Source organism: Kitasatospora sp. NPDC087315, assembly GCF_044744345.1.
Classification (GTDB): Bacteria; Actinomycetota; Actinomycetes; order Streptomycetales; family Streptomycetaceae; genus Kitasatospora.
Window position 1 is genome coordinate 155,560 of sequence record NZ_JBIUYD010000011.1, and the last position, 24,784, is coordinate 180,343.

Here is a 24,784-nt window from a genome sequence, read left to right on the forward strand (position 1 = left end):
TGGCGTTCTCAGACGCCCGTGGTCGAGCCCGGCCGGATGATCATCAGGACCACGACCACCGCCCAGAGCAGGTTGAACACCCCGGCCGTCATCGGCAGCAGGCGCAGCCCCTGCACGGCCTTGCCGTGTTCCGGGTCCTCGGCGCCGAGGTCGAGCGCGTCCACCGCCGCCTGCTGTGCGGGCAGCACGAACAGCAGCAGCGAGAGCGCGGCGAGGGCCGTGAGCACCATCGAGACGATCATCCAGGACTGCCCGAGCACGTCCATCACCTGGGCGACGCCGATGCCCATCACCGGGACGGCGATCCCCAGCAGCGCGTAGACCTGGGTGATCCGGTGCAGTACCCGCAGCACGCCCGCGTCGGCCGCCCCGTCGGGCCCGCCGGCGAGCGCGGCCCTGGCCCGGCGGGGGAACATGCTGACGGCCACCGCGACCGGGCCTATGAACAGTACCGAGGCGAGGACGTGCAGGCTCAGCAGGAACTTGGCCATGGCGGGGACACCCTTAATCCGACGTCGGGCTGCGCGACGGGCACACCCGGCGCGGGCAGCCGGGGCGTCCGGTTCCGAAGCCCTGAGCACGCACGCTAACACCGCTTATCCGGGGCCCCGCCGGTCGGGTGGCCGTCCTTCGCGGGCTGTTCAGCGGGCTGTTCAGCGGGCCGTCGGCGGCGTCAGCGCGACCACCCGCGGCGCGACGGTGCTCACGGCCGAGACGGCCGCGCCGCCCAGGTCCTCGTCGGCCCAGTCGAGCAGGTGGAGGTCCTGGTAGCGGCTGCGCAGCGGCGCACCCGGAGGGACGTCGAGCGGCAGGGCGGAGAGGTCGACGGCGGCGAGGGTGTCCAGGCTGGTCCGGCCGAGTTTGATCAGCGACTCCTTCCGTACCCAGAGCCGCAGGAACGCCCGATCCGGCTCCGGGTGCGCCTCGACCAGGCGCAACTCTGCCGGGGCGAGTACCCGTTGGGCGACCGGGAGAAGCGATCCGCCGCGCGTCGACAGCTCGACGTCGACGCCGACCGGCTGATGTCCGGCGGCGGCCGCGACCACGCCCTTGGTGTGCGAGAGGCTCACCTCCACGCCCGGGTGGTCCGGCAGGTACGGCTTGCCGTGGTCGCCCTTCCCGCAGTCCGGGCAGTTCTGGGCCAGGGTCAGCCCGGCGGCCGGGACGCCGAGCAGCCGGGCGGCGCAGAGTCGGACGAGGATGTGCGCGGCGGTGAAGTCCACCCGTCCCGACTCGTGCCGGAAGCGCGCGGCGCGCTCGAGCTCGACGGCGGTGAGCAGGTGCTCGCCGGCCTCGGGGTGCCGCAGGACGTCGGCGCTGGCCGCGACGGCGGCGAGCGGGGCGTTCTGGTCCAGGTCCTCGGAAGTCATGCTTCCCAACCTAGCGGGGTCGGCGAAAGGACGGGGCCGCTGCGCCGGCCGGATGATTTCCATATCACGCCTGATGGTCTGTAGGGTATAGATAGTCCGATTTGGGGTTGGATGTCCCGGATCGGCCGGGATTACCCGGTGATCGGACGAAAACGTGGCAGGAGTTGTGAGGCCTGCCCTTTTCCATGTGCGGAGGAATGTGTCGATGGGTCAGGGCACCGGTACGCCGGATCACAGAACGACCGCCGTGAAAAGTCCGCCGACGGCCCGCAGGCGTCGGGCCGTTCGGGTGGCGGTGGCCACCACGCTCGCCGTGCTGCCGATGGCCGCGGTGCTGACGGTCGGTTCGGCCGCCCCGCTGGCGCCGCCGCTGGGCGCCTGCACCGGGCCCGACTGCCCGGCCACCTGGCCGCCGCCGAACAACGGCGACTTCACCGGCCGGGACTCCACGATCAACATCTTCACCGGTGGCAACTACACCGTGAACGGCCGCGCCGCCGAGGCCGAGGGCAAGATCGTCACCCTGGGGAACCTGACCGTCGACAAGAGCCAGGGCGGCGGCGCGTTCAACATGGGCGTCGTGGGCGTCGGCTCGCGCGTCGTGCCGCCCAACGGCAGCGACTTCGTCACCGTCGGCGGCAACGTCGACGTGGTCACCGGCAACCAGATCCTGATCGGCGGCAGCGACTCCACCGGCCCGGCGTTCGGCAACCTCCGCTACGCCGGCACGCTCTCCGGGATCGTCAACATCGACCCCACCGGTCAGGCGATCAAGGACCCGAACGCCGCCGCGCCCTACCAGGCGGTGCTCTCCCAGATCGAGGAGGCCTCCACCTGCGCGGGCCAGGCCACCGCGACCGGCACGGTCGCGGTCACCAACAGCGAGGCGACCTTCACCGGTGACGGGACCAGCATGCGGCAGGTCTTCAACGTCACCGGAAACCTGGGCACGGCCACCCAGCAGATCGGGCTGGTCTTCAACAACATCCCGGCCGGCGCCACCGTCGTCGTCAACATGCTGTCGGACAACGCCATCATCAACACCTACACCGGTACCGGTCTGCCGGGCGACCCGACCACCGACATGCGCTCCAAGCTGATGTGGAACTTCCCCACCTCCACCAACGCGCAGATCCTGGGGAGCGCGCAGTTCCAGGGCTCGGTCATGGCGGGCAACGTGGGCGGCACGACCACGATCGCCACCCCCGGTCTCAACGGGCGGGTGTACCTGGCGGGCAACCTGATCCAGACCGGCAGCGGCGGCTACGAGATCCACAGCTACCCGTTCGACGGGGACCTGCCGGACTGCACGACGTCGCCGAGCGCGTCGCCGACCTCGCCGTCGTCCTCCCCGACGTCGCCGAGCGCGTCACCCACCTCGCCGTCGTCCTCCCCGACGTCGCCCAGTTCGTCGCCGACCTCGCCGTCGTCCTCCCCGACCTCGCCGAGCGCGTCACCCACCTCGCCCAGCGCGTCCCACAGCCCGTCCCACAGCCCGTCCCACAGCGCGTCCCCGACCTCGTCGAGCCCCGCGCCGACCAGCCACCACCCGAGCGGCCACCACTCGAACAGCCACCACCCCGGTGGTGGCGGTGAGCTTCCGTCGACCGGAGCGGGCAACGCGCCGGTCGTCTTCGGCCTGGCCGGTGTCGGCCTGCTGGGCCTCGGCGGTCTGGCCGTCCTGGCCGCCCGTCGCCGCGGACGCCACAGCTAGGGCTTGTCCGGCGGCTCGACAGTACTGAACGACGGTCAGGCGGCCCGGTTCCCGAACCGGGCCGCCTGACCGTCGTCGTATCCGGCCGGGCCCGGCGCTCAGCATCCCCGCGGGCGCCGGTCGGCCGGTGCCGGGGTGATGCCGGCGGCGCGGGACAGTGTGCGCAGCGCCTCGGCGGAGGGGGATCCGGGGGCGGCCGTGTAGACGAGTACGACCTCGTCGGGGCTGTCGGTCAGCTGGAGGGTCTCCCAGGAGAGCTCCAGCCGGCCGAACGGCGGGCAGATCAGACGGACGGTCGAGTGCGTGGTTTCGAGGACGAGCTGTTCGGACCAGAGCCGGCGGAAGTCCTCGCTCCGGGCGGTCAGCTGCCGGATCTCGTCGGCGAGGGCCGGGTCATGCGGCCGCTTTCCGGTCTCGGTCCGCAGGTAGGAGACGGCTTCGCGGGCCTTCGCCTCCCAGTCGGCGTAGAGGCGTCGGGCGCGGGGGTGGGTGAAGACCAGCCGCCCGACGGTCCGCTGCCCGGCGGGGATCCGGGAGAAGTCGGCGAAGACCGCGGCCGCCAGCCGGTTCCAGGCCAGTACGGTGCCGCCCGGGCCGACCAGGTAGGCGGGTGTGTCGATCATCGAGTCGAGGACGTGCTGCACACTGGGCCGGACGCCGGCGCGGCTCGTCTTCTCGTGTCCGGCGGGCGGCCGCGCGAGGCTGTGCAGGTACCGGCGTTCGCCCGGACTCAGCCGGAGGGCGTCGGCGACGGCGTCGAGGACGGCGTCCGACACCTGTGAGGCGTGGCCGCGTTCGAGCCGGATGTAGTGCTCCAGGCTGACGGCCGCCAGTTCGGCTACCTCCTCGCGGCGCAGCCCGGCGACTCTCCTCGGCCCGTGGCCGGACAACCCGACGTCGTCGGGCCGCAGCCGGGCCCGACGGGAGAGCAGGAAGTCACGGAGAGCGCCGGAGGGGTCCACGTCAACGATTGTTCATCGTGGTGTCGCGCGATCACCAGGGGTCGGTCGAGCCTGTCGGCCCCGCGGCATGGATTCGCCGGGTCGGCAAGGGCGCGGCATGACCTCCCGCTCTCGGTCCGGACGGGTGATCCTCGGTCCGTCGCCCCTCACCGGAGGGGCCGCTTCACCGCTTGTCGGCGCCGATCGATCCGGCGCCGGCCCATGGAGAGGGACCGTCTGTGGCTCGTACCACCACCCGCACCCGCAAGCACCGGGCGGCCGTCGCGGCCGGCGTCCTCGTCGCGCTGATCGGGATCGGCGCCGGCACGGCGGGCAGCGCCGCCGCCTACTACAACCCGAAGGCGGTGTGCGACATGCAGAGCATGCCGTCGAGGCCCAAGCCCGTGTGTTGACGGACCGCTGAGTTCCCTGCGCCCCGCCGGAGCCGCCTTCTGCCCGGCGGGGCGAGGACCCGTACCCCGCGACGACGGGACGCCGGTCCTCGCGGCAGGTACCCGAGGGGCGCCGAGGCTCCGGCTCAGCGCTCGTCGAAGAACCGCTCCACGGTGCCGCGCCGGGCGGCGACGGCGGCCAGCGGCTCGCCGACCACCCGTCCGGCCAGCTCGACCGCCAGCTCGCCGACCTCCGCCTGGAGCGAGACCGCCGCGAGCGCCTGGTCCACGGAGATCCGGGCGCCCGCCTCCGCGACCAGCCGGTCGCGCTCGCGGATGCCCTCCTCGCGGGCCGCCGCGATGATCGCCGCACCTTGCCCGGTGGCCTCCTGGCGGATCCGCGCGGCCTCGTGCCGGGCGTCCGCCAGCTCCTGCCGGCAGGTGTCCAGGGTCCGCTCGGCCTCGGCCCGGATGGCCTCGGCCCGCTCCGTGCGCCCCTCGATGGCATCCCGCCGCTCGGCCAGCACCCGTTCCGCCCGCGGTAGCAGCAGCCTGCCCAGCAGCCAGAACAGCAGGAAGAAGCAGACCAGACCGACGATCAGCTCGGCAGGTCCGGGCATCAGCGGGCCGAGTTCCAGGTCCATGCGTCCCCTCCCGCAGTATGATGACCAGTCAAATATCAGCCTGCCCAGGTTCACCGCCGCCGAACCCCGGCCGGAGTCGCACCAGCCCCGCCCACGCGCGGCAGGCCACCGGCCCGGCCGGGCCCAGGGTGCGGGCGGCGAGGGTGATCCCGCCCTCAGGTGACCTCGCCGCGCCGGCCGAACCGCTCCTGCCGCCACTCGCCGGACTCCAGTACCCCGGCCAGGTGCCGGGCCGCGTCCCAGACGTCCGTGTACGTGAGATAGAGCGGGGTGAAGCCGAAGCGCATCAGGTCCGGGGCGCGGAAGTCCCCGATCACCCCGCGTGCGATCAGCGCCTGCACCACCGGGTAGCCGTCGGCGTGCCGGAGGGCGATCTGGCTGCCGCGCCGGGCGTGCTCGCGCGGGGTGGCCACCTCGATCCCGTCCAGCCCCTCCACCAGGGCGACGAACGGATCGGTCAGCGCCAGGCTCTTCGCCCGCACCGCGCCCAGGTCGGCGCGCTCCCAGACGTCCAGGCTCGCCTCCAGCGCGGCCTGGCCGAGCAGCGAGGGCGAGCTGGTCAGGAACCGCCCGATGCCCGCCCTGGCGTCGTACCCGGGCTCGAAGGCGAACGGGCGGGCGTGCCCGAACCAGCCGCTCAACGGCTGGGCGGCGGCGGCCTGGTGCCGCCGCGCCACGTACAGGAAGGCGGGCGAGCCGGGGCCGCCGTTCAGGTACTTGTAGGTGCAGCCGACCGCGAAGTCCGCGCCGCCGGCGCCGAGTTCGACCGGCAGTGCGCCCACCGAATGGCAGACGTCCCAGATCATCAGGGCGCCCGCGGCCCGCACCCGGGCGGTGATCCCGGGCAGGTCCAGCAACTCGCCGGTCCGGTAGTCCACATGGGAGAGGACGACGGCGGCGACCTCGCCGTCCAGGTGCCGGTCCAGTTCCTCCGGCGCGACCAGCACGCTGCGGGCGCCCTCGACCAGGCCGGTCACGCCTTCGGCGATGTACAGGTCGGTCGGGAAGGCCGCGCCGTCGCCGAGCACGGTGCGGCGGCCGGGGCGCAGCCGCAGCGCCGCCGCGAGCACCTTGAACAGGTTCACCGAGGTGGTGTCGCAGACCACCACCTCGTCCGGTTCGGCCCCGACCAGCGGCGCGATCCGTCGGCCCAGCCGGTACGGCTGCTCGAACCAGCCCGCGTCGTTCCAGCTGCGGATCAGCTCCCGGCCCCACTCCTGCTCGACCACCCGCCGCACCCGCTCGGGGGTGCCGGCCGGCAGCGCGCCGAGCGAGTTGCCGTCCAGGTAGACGACGCCCTCGGGCAGGGCGAACTCCCGGCGGAAGCCCGCCAGCGGGTCGGCGGCGTCCAGCGCCGCGCACTCCTCGCGCGTGATCACGGCGGGTCCCTTTCTCTCCGGCTCCGTCAGCACCGTCGGTTCCGTCGTCACAGCTCGTCCCGGACGGTCCACAGCTCCGGGAACACGTCCTGCTCGGCGGACCTGCGCAGCCAGGCGAGGCCGCTGGAGCCGCCCGAGCCCGGCTTGGCGCCCATCGAGCGCTTCACCGCCGCCAGGTGGCGCCGGCGCCAGCGGGTCACCCGCTCGGCGACGTCCAGCAGCGCCTCGGCGAGCGCCTTCAGGTCGGCGAACCCGGGCTCGGTGTAGACCCGCTGCCAGGCCGCCTCCACCGCAGGCTCGGCCCGGTACCGCTGCTCGGACGGTTCGGCGGGCCCGACCGGCAGCGCCAGGCCGCGCCGGGCGAGCAGCGCCAGCGCGTCGTCGTAGAGGCCGGGGGAGCGCAGCGCCGCGGTCAGTTCGGCGTGCGTCCCCGGCGCCTCGTCGTACATCCGCAGCAGGGCGGCGTTCTTGTTGCCCAGCAGGAACTCCAGGTGCAGGAAGGCCGAGGACTGGAAGCCCGAGGCCTCGCCGAACACCGGGCGGAAGGCGTTGAACTCCTGCGGGGTCATGGTCGCCAGCAGGTCCCAGGACTCCACCAGCACGTCCTGGACGTGGGTGCCGCGCCGCAGCGCGGCCAGCGCGGCCGGCAGGTCGTCCTCGCGCAGCGCCCGCTGGGCGAGCGTCCACTCGTGCCGCAGCAGGTCGAAGAGCAGTTCCATCACCTGGGTGGTGACGATGAACGACAGCTCGGCCGGCACCTCGCTGCGCGGGTGCTGCAGGCTGTGCAGCTCCTCCAGCCGTACGTAGCGGGCGTACGGGGTGCCTCGACCCGGCTCCCCGTCCCGACCGAACGACAGGTTGGGTGTTTCCACCGTGTCGTGCCCCATCGTGATCCCTCCTGGTGACCCGGACGCCGCCGGGGGCCCCATTGTGCGGCGGTCCCTGCCCGTTCTTGAATGGGCTTCGGGCACGGCAACCGCATCCGTGCTTATCGTTCAAGAGGTCTTTCCGTCGGTCCTCCTTACGATCGCAAAACAGCGGGATCCAGCCACTCGACCCACCCGCCGGGAGCCGCCATGGACGCCGTCGACCGCCGCCTGCTCGCCGAGCTGCAGGCCGATGCCCGGCTCTCCTACAACGAACTCTCCCGCCGGGTGAGCCTGTCCGCACCCGCCGTCGCCGAGCGGGTGCGCCGGCTGGAGGCCGACGGGGTGATCACCGGGTACCACGCCCACGTCGACCTCGCCCGGGCCGGGCTGCCGATCACCGCGCTGGTCCAGCTCCAGTGCTACGGCCCCCGCTGCGTGCTGCGCGATCCGGCGGTGGCCCGCTGGCCCGAGGTGCTCCAGCTGCACCGGGTCACCGGCGGGGCCTGCTGCGTGCTGCTGGTCGCGGTGCCCGCGATGGCCGATTTCGAGGCGCTGATCGACCGCCTCGGCGGCTACGGCCAGCCGGCCAGCTCGATGATCCTCTCCAGCCCGGTGCCCTGGCGGCCGGTGGTCGCGCCGTAGGGCCTGGACCGGGCACGCACGTGGTGGGACACGCTCCGGCAGCGGCCGGTAGGTTCATCGCCATGCCGATCAACCGTCACGTCCTCCTGATCCCCGGCAGCCTGCGCGCGGGCTCCACCAACGAGACCGTGCTGCGCACCGCCGCCGCAGTGGCGCCGGAGTCCGTCACCACGACGTACTACACCGGGCTGGCCGGACTGCCGCACTTCAACCCCGACCACGACACCGACCCGCTGCCGGAGCCGGTCGTCGAGCTGCGGGCCGCCATCGAGGCCGCCGACGCGCTGCTGATCTGTACCCCCGAGTACGCCGGCACGCTGCCGGGCTCGTTCAAGAACCTGCTGGACTGGACGGTCGGCGGGATCGAGATCTCGGACAAGCCGGTCGGCTGGATCAACGCCGCCGCACCGGGCCGGGGCCAGGGTGCCGAGGCCGCGCTGGGCACCGTGCTCCGCCACACCGGCGCCGCCCTCGTGGCGGACGCCTGCGTCCGGGTCCCGCTGGACCGCAAGGGCGTCGGCCCGGACGGCCTGGCCGCCGACCCGCTGGTCCGGGCGCGGATCGGCGAGGTCCTGGAGCTGCTGGCCGCCGGCTGAGCCGGACCGCCGCGGCGCCCGCCGGGCGGGCTCAGTGCCCGTCGGGCAGGTGCAGGCCCAGGCCCGCCAGGCCGGTCAGGAACAGCTCCACGCCGACCGCCGCCAGCAGCAGGCCGAGCAGCCGGGAGAGCACCTCCAGCGAGGTGCGGTGGGTGCGCTGCATCAGCGGGGCGAGCAGCGCCACACAGACGTAGTTGATCACCACGACGGCGATGTACGCCCCGGCGACGGTGACGCGCCAGCCCCAGTCGTTCTTGGCGAGCGAGCCCACCAGCACCGCCGTCACCGCGAGCGGGCTCGCGATGTAGGGCAGCAGCAGCTCGCGGATGCCGTCCACCAGCGGGTTGGGCAGGTGCTCGGTGTCCTCGTCGCCGCCGCCGAGGTGGATGCCCAGGACCAGCGCGACGGCGTAGATGAAGAAGATCGCGCCGCCGGCCAGTTGCAGGGACTGGTCGGAGATGTGGAACAGCGAGGTGACGAAGTCCGCGCTGAAGGCGAGCAGCAGGCCGACGACGGCGGAGATGATCGTGCTCCAGGCGGCCAGCCTGCGCAGCTCCCCGGTGGTGCGGGTGGAGGCGAGCCGGGCGAAGGACAGCAGGACCTTGGGCGGACCGACGACGGCGAAGAAGGCGATGAAAGCGCTGCTCAGGTTGAAGACGAACATGGGGCAAGCATGACCGGGGCGATTTACCGCAGATCGACCGCCACGCCTCCGGCGCGGAGTGTGTCGAGGATCGCGTCGAAGTAGCTCAGGGCGCGTTCGCCGAGGAAGACCGTGCCGGTCAGGTGGTTGCGGGCGATGCCGGCGTCCCGCCAGACCAGGGTGAACGGGGGCGTGGGGCCGAAGCCGCCGCGCAGGCAGTCGGCGAGCGCGTCGAGGTTCCCGCCGTAGTAGCCGCCGGGGCCGTTCAGGGCCGCCCCCAGGGCGGTGTAGAAGGCCTCGCGGTCGGTGATCGTGCCGCCGTCCAGCCGGTACTCGGGTTGCCGCCGGGTCATCGGGACTCCACTCCTCACTGCTTCGATATTCGCCCGGATGGCGGTCCCGAGTCGAGCCGGCTCGCCCTTTCGGCTGGGATGGAAGCCGGACCACCCTCCGCTGGAACGAGGATTCGACATGTGTCTGAACCGCAAGGATCTCGGTCTGCTGGCCCTGCGCGGCGCTGTGGGCGGGGTGCTGATCGCGCACGGCACCCAGAAACTGTTCGGCTGGTTCGGCGGCGCCGGCCTGGAGGGCACCGCCAAGGCGATGGAGCACATGGGCTTCCACCCGGGGCGGCAGAACGCCCTGGCGGCGGGCCTCGGCGAAGCGGGTGGCGGCGCGCTGCTGGTGGCCGGGCTGGCGACGCCGGCGGCCGGTGCGGTGGTGGCCGGCACCATGGCGGGGGCGGTGGCGGTGCACGCCCCGGCGGGCTTCTTCATGACGTCCGGCGGCTACGAGTACCCGGCGTTCCTCGGCGCGACCGGGCTGGCGCTGGGCGTGTCCGGTGCGGGGCGGTACTCGCTGGACCATCTGGCCGGGCACGTCCTCGACCGGCCGTGGATCGGCGCGGTGTCGTTCGTGGCGAGCGCGGCCTCGGCGTACTGCGTGGTGGCCCGCCGCCGGCACGTGGTGCGGCTGCGCGAGGAGCGGTCCGCCGTGGAGGCGGAGGAGGCGGCGCGCGAGGAGGGTTCGGGGCTGTCCTGAGGACCGGTCCCGCCTCCGTACGGCCACCCGGCCGGAGCGGGACGTCGGACCGGCCGACGTCCCGCTCCGGCCGGGGCCCGGGTCAGACCCGGACCGCGCCCGCGTACGGCATGCTGTCGAGCGGGACGACCTCGACGTTCTTGCCGGTACGGGGGGCGTGCAGCAGCTTGCCGTCGCCCGCGTAGATGCCCACGTGGTGGATGTCCGGGTAGTAGAACACCAGGTCACCGGGTTGCAGCTGGTCCCGGGAGATCTTGGTGCCGATCCGGTACTGGTCCTGTGAGGTGCGCGGGATCTTGATATTGGCCGCCGCGTACGCGGTGACGGTCAGTCCGGAGCAGTCGAAGCCGCTCGGGCCGACGCCACCCCGGACGTACGGCTTGCCGAGCTGGGCGTAGCCGAACGCCAGGATGTCCTTGGCCCGGCCGGCGGACGGGGCCGGCGGGGCGGACTGCGGGGTGCCGGAGGCGCCCTCGCCGTTGCTGCCCGGGGCGTCGGAACGGTTGGTGCCGCGGGAGGCGGCCTGCTGTGCGGCGGCGGCAGCCTGCTGGTTCTCGCGCAGGACCTTGGCCCGCTCGTCCGCCTTGAGGCCGTTCAGGATGCCCTGCACCTTGGCGAGCTTGGCCTGCACCTCGGTCTTCTTGGCCGCCAACTGGGCCCGGTTGCCGTCGAGTTCGGCGAGCCGGGCGGCGGTCTCGGTGCGCAGCTGGTCGATCTTGCGCTGGTCGGCCTGGAGCCGGACCAGGGTGGCGGACTGGTCGGCGGTGGCGGCCTCCTGGAGGCCGGCCCGGCCGAGGTAGTCCTCGGGGCTGGAGCTGAGCATCAGCTTGACCGTGGGGTCGATGCCGCCGGTGCGGTACTGCTCCCCGGCCACCGTGGCGAGCGACTCGTGCACGGTGTTGATCTTCGCCTGCTGGTCGGCCAGTTGCTGCTGGAAGGTGCCGGCCTGGGCCTCCAGCTGCTGCTGGCGCTCCTGGAGTCCGTTCTGCTGCTCGGTGGCGACCTCCACCTCTTCGTACAGGGCGTCGACCTCGCGCTGTACCTGTTCCAGGGACGGTTTGGCCCCGGGGGCTGGGGTGGAGGGCGCCGCGTGGGCGACGGTGCCGGAGAGCAGTAAGGCACCCCCGGCGGTCAGGGTGAGGGCGGAAATGCGTTGCCGGTTGCGGGTTTTCGGGAGGCGGTGCTGGCCCATGCGCTGAGGCTCCTGGGGGGCTGGGAGAGATCAACAAGTCCGATAATCCAGAAAATTAATAGTTCTACCGCTATGTCAGCAAGCCGTCGGGCCCTCACCCGTACGTATCAGCCCTGCTGGCGGACCCGGTCCGGGGCTCGGAGGGTGGGCGTGGAGTGTGCCGGGCAGCCCGGCGCCGGGCAGAATCGAGGACCCCATGGATCGCCAGCCGCCCACCAGGACGACCACCACCGGCCGGCCGACCGCCCCGGTGCGGGTGACCGCGCAGGACGTCACCGCCCCCGCGGTCCGGCACCGGAGCCGGGCCGTGGCCGCCGCCCTGGCCGCGGCCGTGCTCGGCGCGGCGGCACTGGCCGGCTGCTCGTCCAGCGGCAAGCCGAACGGTGCCATCGCCTCCGCGGTGGAGAAGGGTGCCTCCGCCGCGGCCTCCGCCATCTCCGCCGCCGCCTCCGCCGCGGCCTCCGCGGTCGGCTCGGCCGCGGGTGGGCTCTCCTCGGCGGCCGGCGCCGCGGCCGGCGGGCTCTCCTCGGCCGTGGCCTCCGCGGAGGCGGCGGCCTCCTCGGCGATCGCGGGCGTCAAGGGCGGCCTGGACGCCAAGGCGGACGTCGCCGCGGGGGCGGTGACCACGACCCCGGACGGCAAGGCGGAGGTGCCGCTCACCGTCACCAACCCCGAGCAGCAGGCCAACCGGTACGTCATCCAGATCAACTTCACGGACGCCTCCGGCAACGTGCTGGACGCGACGGCGGTCACCGTGTCGGATGTCGCCGCCGGGCAGAGCGCCCAGGCCACCGCGCGCAGCAACCGGGACCTCACCGGCACGGTCAAGGCGGTCGTGTCCAACGCCGTCCGGTACTGACCCGCGTCACCCGGTCCCGCACCGCCGCTCACCCGCAGGTCAGCGGCGGTGCGGCCGGGGCGGGTGAACCTTAACGGCGGCTCAAGCGTCAACATCACCCCTTGACGGGGGAGTTGGTCTAGTCCATTTTAATCCCCAGGTGCAGGGAGCCCCTGAACCGGCGTCAGCGGTCCGTACCGCTGGCGCCGGTTCGGCATATCCCGGCGTCTGTCAGGCATGTTTCCGCTCGATTCCCTCCCCCGTTCTGTCATGCCCTGGTCGTACGGCCCCACCCCGTACGGGTTCGCCAGGGCGGCGGAATCCCCCACAACAAGGAGTCACGCACCCATGCTCCGTTCACGTATCGAAAGGGCCGGGGCACCGGCCCAGCAGGGCGGCCGTCGACGCCGCCCGAAGAGCCTGGCCGCCCTCGCGGCCGGCACGACCGCCTCGCTGCTGCTCGGCACGGGCCTCGCGCTCAGCGGTGGCGCCGCGGCCAACGCCGCCGTCACCAACAGCACCGGCGCGCCCGCCACCAGCGGCGGCCTCAAGGTGGCCTACTTCGACCAGTGGTCGATCTACGGCAACGCGTACTACCCCAAGACGATCCAGGACACCGGCGTGGCCGGGAACCTGGACTACCTGATCTACTCGTTCGCCAACATCAGCCCGACCGACCTGGGCTGTTTCCAGGCGACCAAGGCCGCCAGCCAGGACGACAACAACCCGAACGCGGGTGACGGCGCGGCCGACGCGTTCGCCGACTACCAGAAGAGCTTCGGCCCGGACATCTCGGTCGACGGCGTCGGCGACGTCTGGGGCCAGCCGATCGCGGGCAACTTCAACCAGCTGAAGAAGCTGAAGGCGAAGAACCCCAACCTCAAGATCCTGCTCTCGATCGGTGGCTGGACCTACTCCAAGTACTTCTCGGCGGCGTCCGCCACCGACGCCTCGCGCAAGCACCTGGTCTCGTCCTGCATCGACATGTTCATCAAGGGCAACCTGCCGGTCGACGCCGGCTACGGCGGCCCGGGCTCGGCGGCCGGCATCTTCGACGGCATCGACATCGACTGGGAGTACCCGGGCGGCGGCGGCCACACCGGCAACGGTTCCAGCCCGGCCGACAAGCAGAACTTCACCCTGCTGCTGAAGGAGCTGCGCACGCAGCTCGACGCGCAGGGCAAGGCCGACGGCAGGACCTACGCCACGGCGGCGGCGGTCGGCGCCGGCCAGGACAAGATCATGAACATCGAGACGGACAAGATCGCTCCGTACCTCACCTTCCTCGATGTCATGACCTACGACATGCACGGTGGCTGGGACGCCAAGGGCCCGACCAACCACCAGGCCCCGCTGTACTCCGGTCCGAACGACCCGAGCACCCCCGTCAAGCCGGGCAGCGGCAAGTACTCGATCGACAGCGCCATCAAGGCGTACACGGTCGGTGACAAGGAGTACGGCATCCCCGGCGGCTTCCCCGCCAACAAGATCAACATGGGTGTGCCGTTCTACTACCGCGGCTGGACCGGCGTCGCGAACAACGGCCAGAACGGCCTGTTCCAGCCCGCCGCCGCGCCCGCCACCGGCGCCGCGATGTCCGGCAACATGCCCGGCATCCAGATGTACAAGGAGCTCACGGGCTTCGTCGACAACCCGTCCAAGACCTTCTGGGACGACACGGCGAAGGCCACGTACTTCTACGACGGCAACACCTTCTGGTCCGGCGAGGACGCCAAGTCGATCCAGGCCAAGGTGGACTACGCCCACTGCAACGGCCTCGGCGGCTCCTTCGCCTTCTCGCTGTACGACCTGGGCACCAAGACCGCGCTGTTCGACAAGATGGTCCAGGCCACCAACGGCTCGTCCGCGTCCTGCCCGGCCCCGCCGACCACGACGCCGCCGACCACCCCGCCGACCACGCCGCCCACCACTCCGCCCACGACCCCGCCGACCACGCCGCCCACCACGCCGCCGACCACCCCGGCCGGCTGCTCGGGCGCCCCGAGCTGGGACGCGGCCGCCACCTACGCCACCTCGACCAAGGTGTCCTGGAAGGGCCACTTCTACACCAACAAGTGGTGGACCAAGGGCGACGACCCGGCCGCCAGCGGTGCGTGGGGCGTCTGGACCGACAACGGCCCCTGCTGAGGCCGGTACCACCGGGCGGCTGACCCGCCCGTACATCTGAGGGCCTGACGGACCCTCGCACCACGAGTCCGGCCCGCCGGGGGAGCTCCCCCCGGCGGGCCGGACTTCCGCGTGTGCGGGCAGGTGTGCGGGCCGGGTCAGGCCAGGTCGTCGGTGCGCCCCAGCGCGTCGGGCTGGGTCTCCTCGATCCGCCGCAGCATCCGGGCCAGCAGCGCGGACAGCTCGGTGCGCTCCTCCCCGGCGAGGTCCTGGAGCAGCTCCTCCTCGAAGCCGGCGGCCATCCGCATCGACTCCAGCCACTTGTCGCGGCCGTTCTCGGTCAGCTCGATGATCACCCGGACCCGGTTGGCCTCGTCCCGTTCCCGGGTGACCAGGTCCTCGGCGACCATCCGGTCGATCCGGTGGGTCATCGCGGCCGGGGTGAGTCCGAGCCGCTTGGCCAGCTCGCCCGGGCCGAGCCGGTACGGGCTGCCCGCGACCACCAGGGCCTTGAGCACCTCCCACTCGGCGGAGGTGATCCCGAGCACATTCAGCTGCCGGCCGTACGCCACGCCCATCCGCCGGGCGACCCGCGAGAGGGTCTGCACGATGGTCTCCACCTGTGGGTCCACGGTGGGGAATTCCCGCTGGTAGACGGCCACCTGCTCGGCGACTCCCAGCTCGTTGGCGGTGGCCGGGGCGGGCTTCTCTGCAGTCATGCGGACCAGTGTCGCATGAAGCGGTGCACTCCTTAAGCCTTTGACTCCACACTCTTCCGAATGCTAAGACTTTAGCTCTGAAATCTTCTGGGCTTAAGAGTATCCAGCGAAACTAGTGAAGGGGTGTGCACGGTGACCGGCACGGTGAAGCAGCAGAGGCAGCGGCGTCATGGGGCGGGCGGCCCGCTGCGCCGCGTCCAGATCGGCAACGCGCTCAGCGCGTTCGGCAGCGGATTCACGATGCCGTACATGTTCGTGTACGTGGACCAGGTGCGGGGCCTGGGCTCGCTGGCCGCCGGGATGGTGTTCACCGTCTTCGCGCTGGCCGCGCTGGCCGTGCTCCCGTTCACCGGCCGCGGCATCGACAGGTACGGCCCGCGCCCGGTGCTGCTGGCCGGCGCGACGCTCGCCGCCACCGGCGCGTTCGCCTTCGGTCACGCCACCGGCACCCCGGCCCTGCTGGTCTCGTCCTTCCTGTTCGGCGCGGGTGTCACCACCTGCCAGCCGGCGCTCGCCACGATGATCGTCCGCTGCTCGACCACCGCGACCAGGTCGCACGCGTTCGCGCTGCAGTTCACCCTGATCAACCTGGGCATGGGCATCGGCGCGCTGGTCGGCGGCCAGATCGTCGACGTCGCCGACCCGGCCAGCCTGACCCGGCTGTTCACCATCGAGGCCGTGACCTTCCTCGGCCTGGCCCTGGTCACCGGCTCCGCCCGGATCCCGGCGCCGGCCCCGGTGTCGGTCCAGGAGCGGACGGACGGCCCCCAGGGCCTGCGCGCCCTGGTCACCGACAAGGCGATGCTGCGGCTCTGCGTGCTCGCCGGGCTGATCTTCTTCGCCTGCTACGGCCAGTTCGAGTCCGGCGTCGCGGCCTTCGCCACCGACACCGTCGGCACCGCGCCCTCCACCCTGGGCCTGGCGATCGGCGCCAACGCCGTCACCATCGTGGTGCTGCAGATGTTCGTGGTGCGGATCACCGCCCGCCGCCGCCGCACCACCGCGATGGCCGCGGCCGGTGTGGTCTGGCTCGGCGCCTGGGCGATGGCCCTGGTCGCCGGCCTGATCCGGACCGAGACCATGGCCGCCACGGTCGCGATCGTCTCGATCTACGCCCTGTTCGGTGTCGGCGAGTCGCTGCTCGCCCCCACCATGGGCCCGATGGTCGCCGAGCTCGCCCCGGCCCGGCTGCTCGGCACCTACAACGCCGGGTACGCCCTGGTGAAGCAGATCGCGATCGCGGTCGGCCCGGCCGTCGGCGTGCTGCTGGTCGGCTCCGGCACCTGGCCGCTCTACCTCGCGGCGATGGCCGGCTCCACCCTGCTGATCGTCGTCATGTCGATCCGGCTGCGCCCGCACCTCACCGCGGCCCAGGACAACGCCGCCCCGGTCGTGGTCCGCACCCCCGTCCCCGTCCGGGAGCTGCAGACCGCCGCCTGACGACACCGCCCGACGGGCGCCGCCAGGGTCACCTGGTCGGCGCCCGTCGCGCTTGGATTCACGACCACCGGCACATAGTGTCAGTGGCTGTTGAACGCCCGGCCCAGGCCCGGCACAGGCGAGACAGGCGAAATCGGCGAGGCTATGACGCAAGCGGCGCTCACGCACCCACCGGCAGCACCCCCGGCCCCCGCAGCCCCCGCACCGGCTCCGCGGGGGCCGCTGCGCTGGGCGGCCGACCGGGCCGGCTGGCTCGGGCCGATCGGTGTGGCGGTCTTCGCCGGCCTGCTCCGGTTCTGGAACCTCGGCTATCCCGACTCCTTCGTCTTCGACGAGACGTACTACCCCAAGGACGCCTGGTCGCTGCTCCAGCAGGGCTACGAGGGCACCTGGCCGGAGAGCGCCAACGCCGACATCCTGGCCGTCCCGCAGCACGTCCCGCTGACCTCCGCGCCCGAGTTCATCGCCCACCCGCCGCTCGGCAAGTGGGTGATCGCGATCGGCGAGTACGCCTTCGGGCTTCACCCCTTCGGCTGGCGCTTCATGACGGCCCTGCTCGGCACCGTCACCGTGCTGATGCTGGCCCGGATCGGCCGCCGGCTCTTCGGCTCGACCCTGATCGGCTGCACCGCCGCCCTGCTGATGTCCGTGGACGGCCTCCAGCTGGTGATGAGCCGGGTCGGCCTGCTGGACGGCGTCCAGATGTTCTTCGTCCTCGCCGCCTTCGGCAGCCTGCTGATCGACCGCGACCGCACCCGCGCCCGGCTCGCCGCCGCGTACCCCGACGGCGACCTGGTCCGCCTCGGCCCGCGCCCCTGGCGGATCGCCGCCGGCGTGGCCCTCGGCGCCGCCTGCGCGGTCAAGTGGAACGGCATCATGGTGCTCGCCGCCTTCGGCCTGCTCACCGTGCTCTGGGACCAGTCCGGCCGCCGCTGGGCCGGTGCCCGCCGCCCCTGGCGCTCGATGCTGCGCCGGGACGCGCTGCCCGCCTTCCTCGCCACCGTCGGCTCCGCCCTGGTGGTGTACGTCGGTGCCTGGGGCGGCTGGCTCGCCACCGGCGGCGGGTACGACCGGCACTGGGCGGACGGCCGGGCCGGGCTCTCCCCGGACAGCCTCCTCGGCATCGGCCTGCCGCAGGTCTCGATGAGCTGGGTGCCCGCGCCGCTGCGCAGCCTCTGGCACTACCACTCGCAGATGTACGACTTCAATACCGGGCTGAGCACCCCGCACACCTACCAGTCCAACCCGTTCAGCTGGCTGGTCCAGGGCCGCCCGGTCTCCATGTACTGGGAGCAGGTGCCCAACGGGCAGCAGGGCTGCACGGCCTCCGGCGGCTGCGCCGCGCAGATCCTCGGCCTCGGCACCCCGCTGCTCTGGTGGACGGCCTGCGCCGCCCTGGTCTACCTGCTGTGGCGCTGGTTCTTCCGCCGGGACTGGCGCTCGGGCGCGGTGCTCTGCGGCGTCGCCGGCGTCTACCTGCCGTGGTTCCAGTACCAGGAGCGGACGGTCTTCTCCTTCTACATGGTCGTGCTGGTGCCGTTCCTCTGCCTGGCCGTCGCCCAGATGCTCGGAGCCATGGTCGGTCCGGCGGGCTGCTCGCCCGAGCGGCGCCGGATCGGCGCGGCCGGGGCCGGGCTGATCGTGCTGGCCATCGTGGCCTGCTTCGCCTTCTTCTACCCGCTCTACACGGCGGAGGTGATCCCGATGACGTCCTGGCAGGACCGGATGTGGTTCACCAGCTGGATCTGACGGATGACGGTTCTGGCGGCCGGGCAGTCCCAGCTGCTCCCCGTCACCCCCGTGCTCGGGGTGGTCACCGCGGTGCTGCTGGCCGCCGCCGTGGCGGTGGCCGGGTGGGGCCTGCTCGGGCACGGGCACGCGGTGCTGCGGGCCGGACTGCGCGCGGTGGTGCAGCTGGCCGCCGTCGCGCTGGTGATCACCTGGGTGGTCTCCTCGCTCTGGTGGTCGGCGCTGTTCGTCCTGCTGATGTTCGCGGTCGCCGTCCGCACCGCGGGACGGCGGATGACCCCGGGCCCGGACTGGGTCTGGGCGGCCGCCCCGATCGGCGCCGGGGTGCTGCCCGTCCTCGGGCTGCTGTTGGCCGTCGGGCTGCTGCCGCCGAAGGGCCTGTCCGTCATCCCGGTGGCCGGCATCCTGATCGGCGGCGGGCTCAGCGCGACCTCGCTGGCCGGCCGGCGGGCCCTGGACGAGCTGCGGCAGCGGCACGGGGAGGTGGAGGCGGCGCTCGCCCTGGGCTTCGAGGAGCGCGACGCCCGGCTGGAGATCTGCCGCACCGCGGCCGCCACCTCGCTCGTCCCCGCCCTCGACCAGACCCGGACGGTCGGCCTGGTGACGCTGCCCGGCGCGTTCGTCGGCATGCTGCTCGGCGGGGCGTCGCCGGTTCAGGCGGGCGCGGTGCAGCTGTTCGTCCTGGTCGGCCTGCTGGCGGTGGAGACGGTGGCGATCGTGGTGGTGCTGGAGCTCGTCGCCCGCGGGCTGGTGGGCCCGGGGGAGCCCCGCGTCATCGGGTAGGCTTGGGCGCGTTGAAGGGGAGTAGCCCTCCACCGGACCGTCGACATACTGGCCCCCAGGGGCCCGGCGCCCGGGGCACCGCGATCCGTTCCGGTGCCGGCGAGACCTTCGGCCGCAGTGCTGTGAACCATGACCAGCGCTGTCGGGCCGAAGCCTCCCCCGACGGAGCCGCCGAGGCCGGGCAGCCCGACCGAGGGAATCCAGACCCCCGATGAGCCTGACCGTAGCCGCAATCACCTTCGGCATCGTCTTCCTGGCCGAACTGCCGGACAAGACCGCCCTGGCAAGCCTGATGCTCGGCGCCCGCTACCGCGCGAGTCACGTCTTCGCCGGCATCGCCGCCGCCTTCGCCCTCCAGGTCGGTATCGCCCTGGTCGCCGGGCACCTGCTCTCCCTGCTGCCGCACCGCTGGGTGGAGGGCGTCACCGGCGCGCTCTTCCTGGCCGGGGCCGCGATGCTGCTCTTCCACGGCGGTGACGACGAGGACGGCCACGCCGCCAAGGAACCGTCCGCGAACAGCTTCTGGAAGGTCGCCGGGGCCAGCTTCGTGGTCGTCGCGATCGCCGAGTTCGGCGACCTGACCCAGATCATGACCGCCAACCTGGCCGCCAAGTACGCCGATCCGCTGGCCGTGGGCCTGGGCGCCTGGCTGGCGCTCTGCGCCGTCGCGGGGATCGCGATCGTGGGCGGGCAGAAGCTGCTGAAGCACGTGCCGATGAAGATGATCGTCCGGGTGGCGGCCGGTGTGATGGTGCTGATGGCCGGGTTCAGCATCTTCCAGGCGATCACCGGCTGACGCCGGGGTCAGCAGCTCGGGGGGCTCTGCTCCAAGGCCGCGCGGGTCTTGGGGCCGTACTCCCCGTTCTCGCCCTTGATCTTGTTCGCCTGCTGGAAGTTCAGCACCGTATTGCGGGTCCACCAGTCGAAGAAGCCGGTGGCCAGCGACTTGTCGACGGTGCCGCAGGAGGCGGCCACCAGCCGCAGTTGCATGTCCTTCACACTCGCGCCCGTCATACCGAACGTGAGGGTCTGCGGGGTGGTCGTCGGGCTCGCGCTCGTCGTCGGTGTCGGCGTCGGGGTGGTCGTCGGGCTCGGCGGGGCGGGGGGCGGGTCGGCCGGGGCCGGGGGAGCGGCCGGGGGCGGAGTGGGGGCCATCGGGGGCGGGGTGGCCGCCTTGGTCGGGCTCGCCTTGGCCGTCGTCCGGCTGGGGGACGGGCTCGGGGCCTCCGCCTCCGTGGTGGACGGCGGAGCGCTCGGGCTCGGGTCCGCCGGGGTGGTCGGGTCCACCGGTGCGGGCGCCAGGGTGGTGGAGGGGGCGGGCCGCGCCTGGTGGTCCGGCTCCTTGGAGGGCGTCACCGCGTACGCCAGACCGATGGTGACCGCCAGCAGCCCGGCGCCGGCCGCCACCAGCAGTCCCTTGCGGCGGGCGAGCGGGCCCTGTTCGGCCTGTTCCGCGGCCCGGCGGGCGGCCCGGCCACCACCGGCCGGCTCGGGTGCGCCGGGTGCCGAGTGGGCGAACGGGAAGAAGCCGATCTCGTCGTCGGCCGGCTCCGGCTGCTCCTGCGGGTGCTGGGAGTGCTGGGGGTGCTGGGGGTGCTGGGGGTGCTGGGGGTGCCGGGGCGGGGCCGGCGGGGGTACCGACATCACCGGCGGCAGCACGGTCGTCGCGTAGGCGTCCGCGTCGGGCCCGGGCGGCGGGGCCACCGGGGGGAGCACGGTGGTGGCGAACGGATCGGCGGGCGCGCCCGCCGACGGGCCGTCCACGATCTGGCCGACCGCCTGCGGCACGTACGGGCGCACCAGCGGCGGGCCCTCCAGATGCGGCAGGACGGCGGTCTCGGCGAGGCTCGGATCCGGGAGATCCGGGAGGCACCTGCACCCGGCGGAGCGCGCGGTGCCGCACGTCGGGCAGTGCTGGTCCGGCATCGACCGGCCCTCCTCGGTTCTCGCTCGGTACTCGGATGTTTCTCGGGTTGGCGAACGCGCCCGGGCACTCCCGTACGCGCCTGATTATGCAGGACCGTCCCCAAGGGGGGACAGGGGCGTCCGGCCCGCCGTGGGGGTGTTGTGCCGGTTGGTGGCGGTTGGGGAGCCGGTGAACGGGACGGGGCTCGGGGCCGGGCCCGCGACCGGCCGTCGTTCTTGCGTTCGGCTCAATCGAATGCCGCATATCCGGGCATTTCTGACAGCATGGTGAGCCGGGAGTGATCATTCGCACGGCCCCCGGCCCGGCCGGGGGCCGCGACCCCTACGGAGACGCCATGACGGATCCGACCGCGGCGTCCGACCGCGGCCCGGCGCACCAGCCGGGGCCGCCGGAGGTCACCGCCCCCAACCTCTGGGTCCCGATCGGGGCCCTGCTGCTGGCGATGCTGCTCGCGGCGCTCGACCAGACCATCGTCTCCACGGCGCTGCCGACCATCGTCAGCGACCTCGGAGGTCTGGAACACCTCTCCTGGGTCGTCACCGCCTATCTGCTGGCCTCGACGGCGGCCACCCCGCTCTGGGGCAAGCTCGGCGACATGTACGGCCGGAAGCGCTTCTTCCAGGCCTCGATCGTGATCTTCCTGCTGGGCTCGGTGCTCTGCGGCATCGCCCAGAGCATGGGCGAGCTGATCGCCTTCCGCGCCCTCCAGGGCCTCGGTGGCGGCGGGCTGATGGTGCTCTCCCAGGCCATCGTCGGCGACCTGGTCTCACCCCGGGACCGCGGCAAGTACCAGGGCCTCTTCGGGGCCGTCTTCGGCGTCACCAGCGTGCTCGGGCCGCTGCTCGGCGGCGTCTTCGTGGACAACCTCAGCTGGCGCTGGGTCTTCTACATCAACCTGCCGGTCGGGGCGGTCGCCCTGGTGGTGATCGCCTCGGTGCTGCACGGGCGGGAGGTGAAGCGGAAGCACCGGATCGACTACCTGGGGACCGTGCTGATCGCCTCGGTGGCCACCTGCCTGGTCCTGATGACCTCACTCGGCGGCACCACCTGGCCCTGGCGCTCCTGGCAGATCATCGGGCTGGGCGTGCTCGGCGTGGTCCTGCTGGTCGCCTTCGTCGCGGTCGAGCGGGCGGCCGCCGAGCCGGTGCTGCCGCTACGGCTGTTCCGCTCGCGGACGTTCAGCCTGGTCGCCGTCATCTCCTTCGTGGTCGGCTTCGCGATGTTCGGCGCGCTCACCTATCTGCCGACCTTCCTCCAGGTGGTCATGCAGGTCTCGCCGACCTTCTCCGGCATCCACATGCTGCCGATGGTGCTCGGCATGCTGGTCACCTCGATCGGCGCCGGCCAGATCGTCGCCCGCACCGGCCGCTACCGGGTCTTCCCGATCGCCGGGACGGCCGTCACCACCGTCGGCCTGCTGCTGCTGTCCCGGATGGACGAGCACAGCAGCACCACCGAGATGAGCTTCTACTTCCTGGTCTTCGGCCTCGGGCTGGGCCTGGTGATGCAGGTCCTGGTGCTGATCGTGCAGAACTCCGTCGGCTACCAGGACCTCGGGGTGGCCACCGCCGGGGCCACCTTCTTCCGCTCCATCGGGGCGTCGTTCGGCGTCTCCGTCTTCGGCACGATCTTCGCCAGCGGGCTGGGCAGCCGGCTGGCCGACGCCCTGGCGGGGGTGGCGCTGCCGCCCGGCTTCAACCCCGCTGTCGTCACCGCCGATCCCCGCGTGGTCGGTACCCTGCCGCCGGCCGTGCAGGCCGCGGTCCACCACGCGTACGCCGAGTCGATCACCCGGGTCTTCCTCTACGCGGTGCCGGTCGCGCTGGTCGCCTTCGTGCTCTCGCTCTTCCTGCGCGAACAGAAGCTGCGCTCCACCGTCACCGCGCCCGACCTCGGCGAGTCGATCGGCGTCAACCCGGTGGAGCGGTCCTCGCTGGACGAGATCGCCCGCGCGCTCTCGGTGCTGAACACCCGGGAGGCCCGGCGCGACCTGTTCCGGCGGATCACCGCGACCGCCGGGCTCGACCTCGGACCGGCCTCCAGCTGGCTGCTGCTGCAGATGCACCACCAGGGTTCGGTCGAGCCCGCCGAACTCGCCGAGCGCCGGATCGTCCCGATCTCGGTGATCGAGGAGGCCGTGCGGGAGGTGGAGAGCCGGGGCCTGGCGGCCCGCACCGGCGGTCTGCCGCTGCGGCTGACCGAACCGGGCGAGGAGACGGCGCTCCGGCTGGTCGCGGCCCGCCGGACCCAGCTCTGCGAACTCCTCGGCGACTGGGACGACAAGCAGCACGCCGACCTCGCCGACCTGCTCACCCGGCTCAGCTCCGCGCTCTGCGCCGACCAACGGGACCGGCCCGACCGCAGCGGCCCGGAGCACCCGTACCACGGGGAGGGGCGGTCGTTCTAGGGCTTGCCGTCATTGATTAGCGGGGCTAATCGCCTGTTGAGGAGATCGATCTTGTTCCGCCCCGAAAGGGGTGGTGAGCTGGCTTTATGAGAAATGCGAAAACTCCGGCATCCGGGACGGCGGACGGCGTCGATTACCACTGGTCGCCGGTCATCGCCGTGGCGCTGAGCACATTCACGGTGGTGTCTTCCGAAATGATGCCGGTAGGCCTGCTGACCCCCATCTCGGACACGCTTTCCGTGTCCGACGGTGTTACCGGCCTTTCCCTCACGATCACCGGGCTCATCGCCGCGGCCGTGTCTCCCTTCGTGCCGGCGCTCATCGGACGCCGTGACCGCAAGAGGGTGCTCGTGGCCTTCATGATTCTGCTGTCCCTGGCGAACGCGCTGACCGCGGTCGCGCCCGGTTTCCCGGTGCTGGCCTTCGCCCGGACGGTCCTCGGCATTTCGATGGGGGTGGTCTGGGGGCTTGCCGCGGGGCTGGGCCCGAGACTTGCCGACGGGCCCCGAACGGCGCCGGCCACCACGATCATTTTCTCGGGCGTCTCGATCGCCTCGGTTCTCGGCGTTCCCCTGGGGACGTACATCGCGGCGTTCCTGGGCTGGCGTGCCGCGTTCTGGGCACTCGCGCTCCTCGGCATGGTCGTCGTCGCCGTCCTCGTCCGTACGCTTCCGGCGCTTCCGGTTCACGAGCGGAGCAGGCTCGACGGAATCGTCGACGCGCTGAGGAACCGCGGTGTCGCCGCGGGGCTCGCGATCACGGCACTGGTGGTGTTCGGCCACTTCACCGGCTACACGTACGTCCGCCCGGTTCTCGAGACGGACGCGGGCCTGAGCGCCGGCCTGATCGCGGTCTGCCTGCTGGTCTACGGCCTGGCCGGCGTCGTCGGCAACTTCACTCTCGGCCCCTTGGCGGGCCGGTACCCGAAGGGGGCCGTGGCGAGCGCGCTGGCCGGCGTGGTGACGGCCGCGCTGCTGCTGCCGTTCGCGGTCGCGGGCGCCGTCACGGTGCTGTTGGTGCTGGTCGTCTGGGGCGTTTCGTACGGTGGGGTCTCGGTGTCGACGCAGACCTGGGTCCGCACGGCCGACCCGGCGCGCATCGAGGCGTCGGCCGCGCTGTGGGCCGGGGTGTTCAACGCGAGCATCGCTCTTGGCGCGTTCGCGGGCGGGCTCGTCATCGACAATGCGGGAGGCCGGGCCGTCATGTTCTCGGCGGGGTCGATCACGCTGGTCGGGCTGATCGTCGCGCTCGCGTCACGGCCGCGACCGACGGTGCCGTGCCCTTCGCGCTCCCGGAGGGAGAGGCCGGCTGCCGCCGACTGCGCGGGCTGAGCCCGCGATGCCCTCCGGGTGCGGGCGAGCCGCAACCCGG

The 24,784-nt window shown here is 72.5% G+C and carries 24 protein-coding genes; 13 read left to right on the forward strand and 11 right to left on the reverse strand.

What is annotated here, in order from left to right; all coding sequences use genetic code 11:
* Positions 1-8 precede the first annotated feature (8 nt).
* Together ACIO5D_RS17945 and ACIO5D_RS17950 are read right to left on the reverse strand one after the other, a co-directional pair.
* A complete protein-coding gene (locus tag ACIO5D_RS17945; protein ID WP_363607088.1) occupies positions 9-491 on the reverse strand; it encodes a DUF2269 family protein in 483 nt (160 codons plus the stop codon).
* 162 nt (positions 492-653) lie between these two features.
* Positions 654-1,370 carry a 4'-phosphopantetheinyl transferase superfamily protein gene (locus tag ACIO5D_RS17950; RefSeq protein WP_363607087.1) on the reverse strand — a complete coding sequence of 239 codons (717 nt, stop codon included), beginning with the start codon at positions 1,368-1,370 and terminating at the stop codon, positions 654-656.
* Positions 1,371-1,665: 295 nt separating this feature from the next.
* On the opposite strand from ACIO5D_RS17950, the gene ACIO5D_RS17955 reads away from it, so the two are divergent.
* A complete protein-coding gene (locus ACIO5D_RS17955; RefSeq protein WP_400796208.1) occupies positions 1,666-3,084 on the forward strand; it encodes a choice-of-anchor A family protein in 1,419 nt (472 codons plus the stop codon).
* A gap of 98 nt (positions 3,085-3,182) precedes the next feature.
* Here the strand turns inward: ACIO5D_RS17955 and ACIO5D_RS17960 are convergent, their stop codons facing one another.
* Positions 3,183-4,046, reverse strand: coding sequence for a helix-turn-helix domain-containing protein (locus ACIO5D_RS17960; RefSeq protein ID WP_400652171.1), 864 nt, complete (start codon positions 4,044-4,046; stop codon positions 3,183-3,185).
* A gap of 218 nt (positions 4,047-4,264) precedes the next feature.
* Here ACIO5D_RS17960 and ACIO5D_RS17965 point away from each other — a divergent pair, with 218 nt between their 5' ends.
* A complete protein-coding gene (locus tag ACIO5D_RS17965) occupies positions 4,265-4,438 on the forward strand; it encodes a hypothetical protein (protein WP_363607083.1) in 174 nt (57 codons plus the stop codon).
* 125 nt (positions 4,439-4,563) lie between these two features.
* On the opposite strand, the gene ACIO5D_RS17970 is transcribed toward ACIO5D_RS17965, so the two are convergent.
* The 3 genes from ACIO5D_RS17970 to ACIO5D_RS17980 all read right to left on the reverse strand — a co-directional run bounded on the left by ACIO5D_RS17970 (position 4,564) and on the right by ACIO5D_RS17980 (position 7,327).
* Positions 4,564-5,061 (reverse strand): hypothetical protein, encoded by a 498-nt coding sequence (locus tag ACIO5D_RS17970; protein ID WP_363607082.1) that lies wholly within the window; start codon positions 5,059-5,061, stop codon positions 4,564-4,566.
* A gap of 155 nt (positions 5,062-5,216) precedes the next feature.
* Positions 5,217-6,437, reverse strand: a complete 1,221-nt coding sequence (gene kynU, locus ACIO5D_RS17975; protein ID WP_400796376.1) for a kynureninase — start codon at positions 6,435-6,437, stop codon at positions 5,217-5,219.
* A gap of 50 nt (positions 6,438-6,487) precedes the next feature.
* Entirely contained in the window at positions 6,488-7,327 is an 840-nt protein-coding gene (locus ACIO5D_RS17980; protein WP_400796211.1) for a tryptophan 2,3-dioxygenase, read from the reverse strand.
* A gap of 189 nt (positions 7,328-7,516) precedes the next feature.
* On the opposite strand from ACIO5D_RS17980, the gene ACIO5D_RS17985 reads away from it, so the two are divergent.
* Both ACIO5D_RS17985 and ACIO5D_RS17990 read left to right on the forward strand, forming a co-directional pair.
* The gene (locus tag ACIO5D_RS17985; RefSeq protein ID WP_363607079.1) at positions 7,517-7,951 is read left to right on the forward strand and encodes an Lrp/AsnC family transcriptional regulator; all 435 of its coding nucleotides are present in this window, start codon (positions 7,517-7,519) and stop codon (positions 7,949-7,951) included.
* Positions 7,952-8,013: 62 nt separating this feature from the next.
* Entirely contained in the window at positions 8,014-8,547 is a 534-nt protein-coding gene (locus ACIO5D_RS17990; RefSeq protein ID WP_400796214.1) for an NADPH-dependent FMN reductase, read from the forward strand.
* Between the two features lie 31 nt (positions 8,548-8,578).
* On the opposite strand, the gene ACIO5D_RS17995 is transcribed toward ACIO5D_RS17990, so the two are convergent.
* Both ACIO5D_RS17995 and ACIO5D_RS18000 read right to left on the reverse strand, forming a co-directional pair.
* On the reverse strand, positions 8,579-9,211 hold the full coding sequence (locus tag ACIO5D_RS17995; RefSeq protein WP_400652178.1) for a MarC family protein: 633 nt from the start codon (positions 9,209-9,211) through the stop codon (positions 8,579-8,581).
* 23 nt (positions 9,212-9,234) lie between these two features.
* A complete protein-coding gene (locus tag ACIO5D_RS18000; protein WP_400652181.1) occupies positions 9,235-9,543 on the reverse strand; it encodes a barstar family protein in 309 nt (102 codons plus the stop codon).
* Positions 9,544-9,661: 118 nt separating this feature from the next.
* Here ACIO5D_RS18000 and ACIO5D_RS18005 point away from each other — a divergent pair, with 118 nt between their 5' ends.
* On the forward strand, positions 9,662-10,231 hold the full coding sequence (locus ACIO5D_RS18005) for a DoxX family protein (protein WP_400652184.1): 570 nt from the start codon (positions 9,662-9,664) through the stop codon (positions 10,229-10,231).
* Positions 10,232-10,313: 82 nt separating this feature from the next.
* Here the strand turns inward: ACIO5D_RS18005 and ACIO5D_RS18010 are convergent, their stop codons facing one another.
* Positions 10,314-11,423, reverse strand: a complete 1,110-nt coding sequence (locus tag ACIO5D_RS18010; RefSeq protein ID WP_400652187.1) for an NlpC/P60 family protein — start codon at positions 11,421-11,423, stop codon at positions 10,314-10,316.
* Positions 11,424-11,619: 196 nt separating this feature from the next.
* Here ACIO5D_RS18010 and ACIO5D_RS18015 point away from each other — a divergent pair, with 196 nt between their 5' ends.
* Both ACIO5D_RS18015 and ACIO5D_RS18020 read left to right on the forward strand, forming a co-directional pair.
* The gene (locus ACIO5D_RS18015; protein ID WP_400796217.1) at positions 11,620-12,282 is read left to right on the forward strand and encodes a hypothetical protein; all 663 of its coding nucleotides are present in this window, start codon (positions 11,620-11,622) and stop codon (positions 12,280-12,282) included.
* A 327-nt stretch (positions 12,283-12,609) separates the two neighbouring features.
* Positions 12,610-14,409 carry a glycosyl hydrolase family 18 protein gene (locus ACIO5D_RS18020; RefSeq protein ID WP_400652193.1) on the forward strand — a complete coding sequence of 600 codons (1,800 nt, stop codon included), beginning with the start codon at positions 12,610-12,612 and terminating at the stop codon, positions 14,407-14,409.
* 137 nt (positions 14,410-14,546) lie between these two features.
* On the opposite strand, the gene ACIO5D_RS18025 is transcribed toward ACIO5D_RS18020, so the two are convergent.
* Positions 14,547-15,107: a MarR family transcriptional regulator gene (locus tag ACIO5D_RS18025; RefSeq protein WP_363607067.1), complete on the reverse strand. Its 561-nt coding sequence runs from the start codon at positions 15,105-15,107 to the stop codon at positions 14,547-14,549.
* A 132-nt stretch (positions 15,108-15,239) separates the two neighbouring features.
* Here ACIO5D_RS18025 and ACIO5D_RS18030 point away from each other — a divergent pair, with 132 nt between their 5' ends.
* The 4 genes from ACIO5D_RS18030 (at position 15,240) to ACIO5D_RS18045 (ending at position 19,875) form a co-directional block, all read left to right on the forward strand.
* Positions 15,240-16,547 (forward strand): MFS transporter, encoded by a 1,308-nt coding sequence (locus ACIO5D_RS18030; RefSeq protein WP_363607065.1) that lies wholly within the window; start codon positions 15,240-15,242, stop codon positions 16,545-16,547.
* A gap of 144 nt (positions 16,548-16,691) precedes the next feature.
* Complete coding sequence (locus tag ACIO5D_RS18035; protein WP_400652197.1) at positions 16,692-18,296, forward strand: dolichyl-phosphate-mannose--protein mannosyltransferase; 1,605 nt, start codon at positions 16,692-16,694, stop codon at positions 18,294-18,296.
* Positions 18,297-18,299: 3 nt separating this feature from the next.
* Positions 18,300-19,079: an ABC transporter permease gene (locus ACIO5D_RS18040; protein WP_363607062.1), complete on the forward strand. Its 780-nt coding sequence runs from the start codon at positions 18,300-18,302 to the stop codon at positions 19,077-19,079.
* 211 nt (positions 19,080-19,290) lie between these two features.
* Positions 19,291-19,875: a TMEM165/GDT1 family protein gene (locus ACIO5D_RS18045; RefSeq protein WP_363607060.1), complete on the forward strand. Its 585-nt coding sequence runs from the start codon at positions 19,291-19,293 to the stop codon at positions 19,873-19,875.
* Between the two features lie 8 nt (positions 19,876-19,883).
* Here the strand turns inward: ACIO5D_RS18045 and ACIO5D_RS18050 are convergent, their stop codons facing one another.
* Positions 19,884-21,005 carry a peptidoglycan-binding protein gene (locus ACIO5D_RS18050; RefSeq protein ID WP_400796220.1) on the reverse strand — a complete coding sequence of 374 codons (1,122 nt, stop codon included), beginning with the start codon at positions 21,003-21,005 and terminating at the stop codon, positions 19,884-19,886.
* A gap of 335 nt (positions 21,006-21,340) precedes the next feature.
* On the opposite strand from ACIO5D_RS18050, the gene ACIO5D_RS18055 reads away from it, so the two are divergent.
* Both ACIO5D_RS18055 and ACIO5D_RS18060 read left to right on the forward strand, forming a co-directional pair.
* Entirely contained in the window at positions 21,341-23,413 is a 2,073-nt protein-coding gene (locus tag ACIO5D_RS18055) for an MFS transporter (protein ID WP_400796223.1), read from the forward strand.
* An 86-nt stretch (positions 23,414-23,499) separates the two neighbouring features.
* Positions 23,500-24,744 (forward strand): MFS transporter, encoded by a 1,245-nt coding sequence (locus tag ACIO5D_RS18060; protein ID WP_400796225.1) that lies wholly within the window; start codon positions 23,500-23,502, stop codon positions 24,742-24,744.
* Positions 24,745-24,784 lie beyond the last annotated feature (40 nt).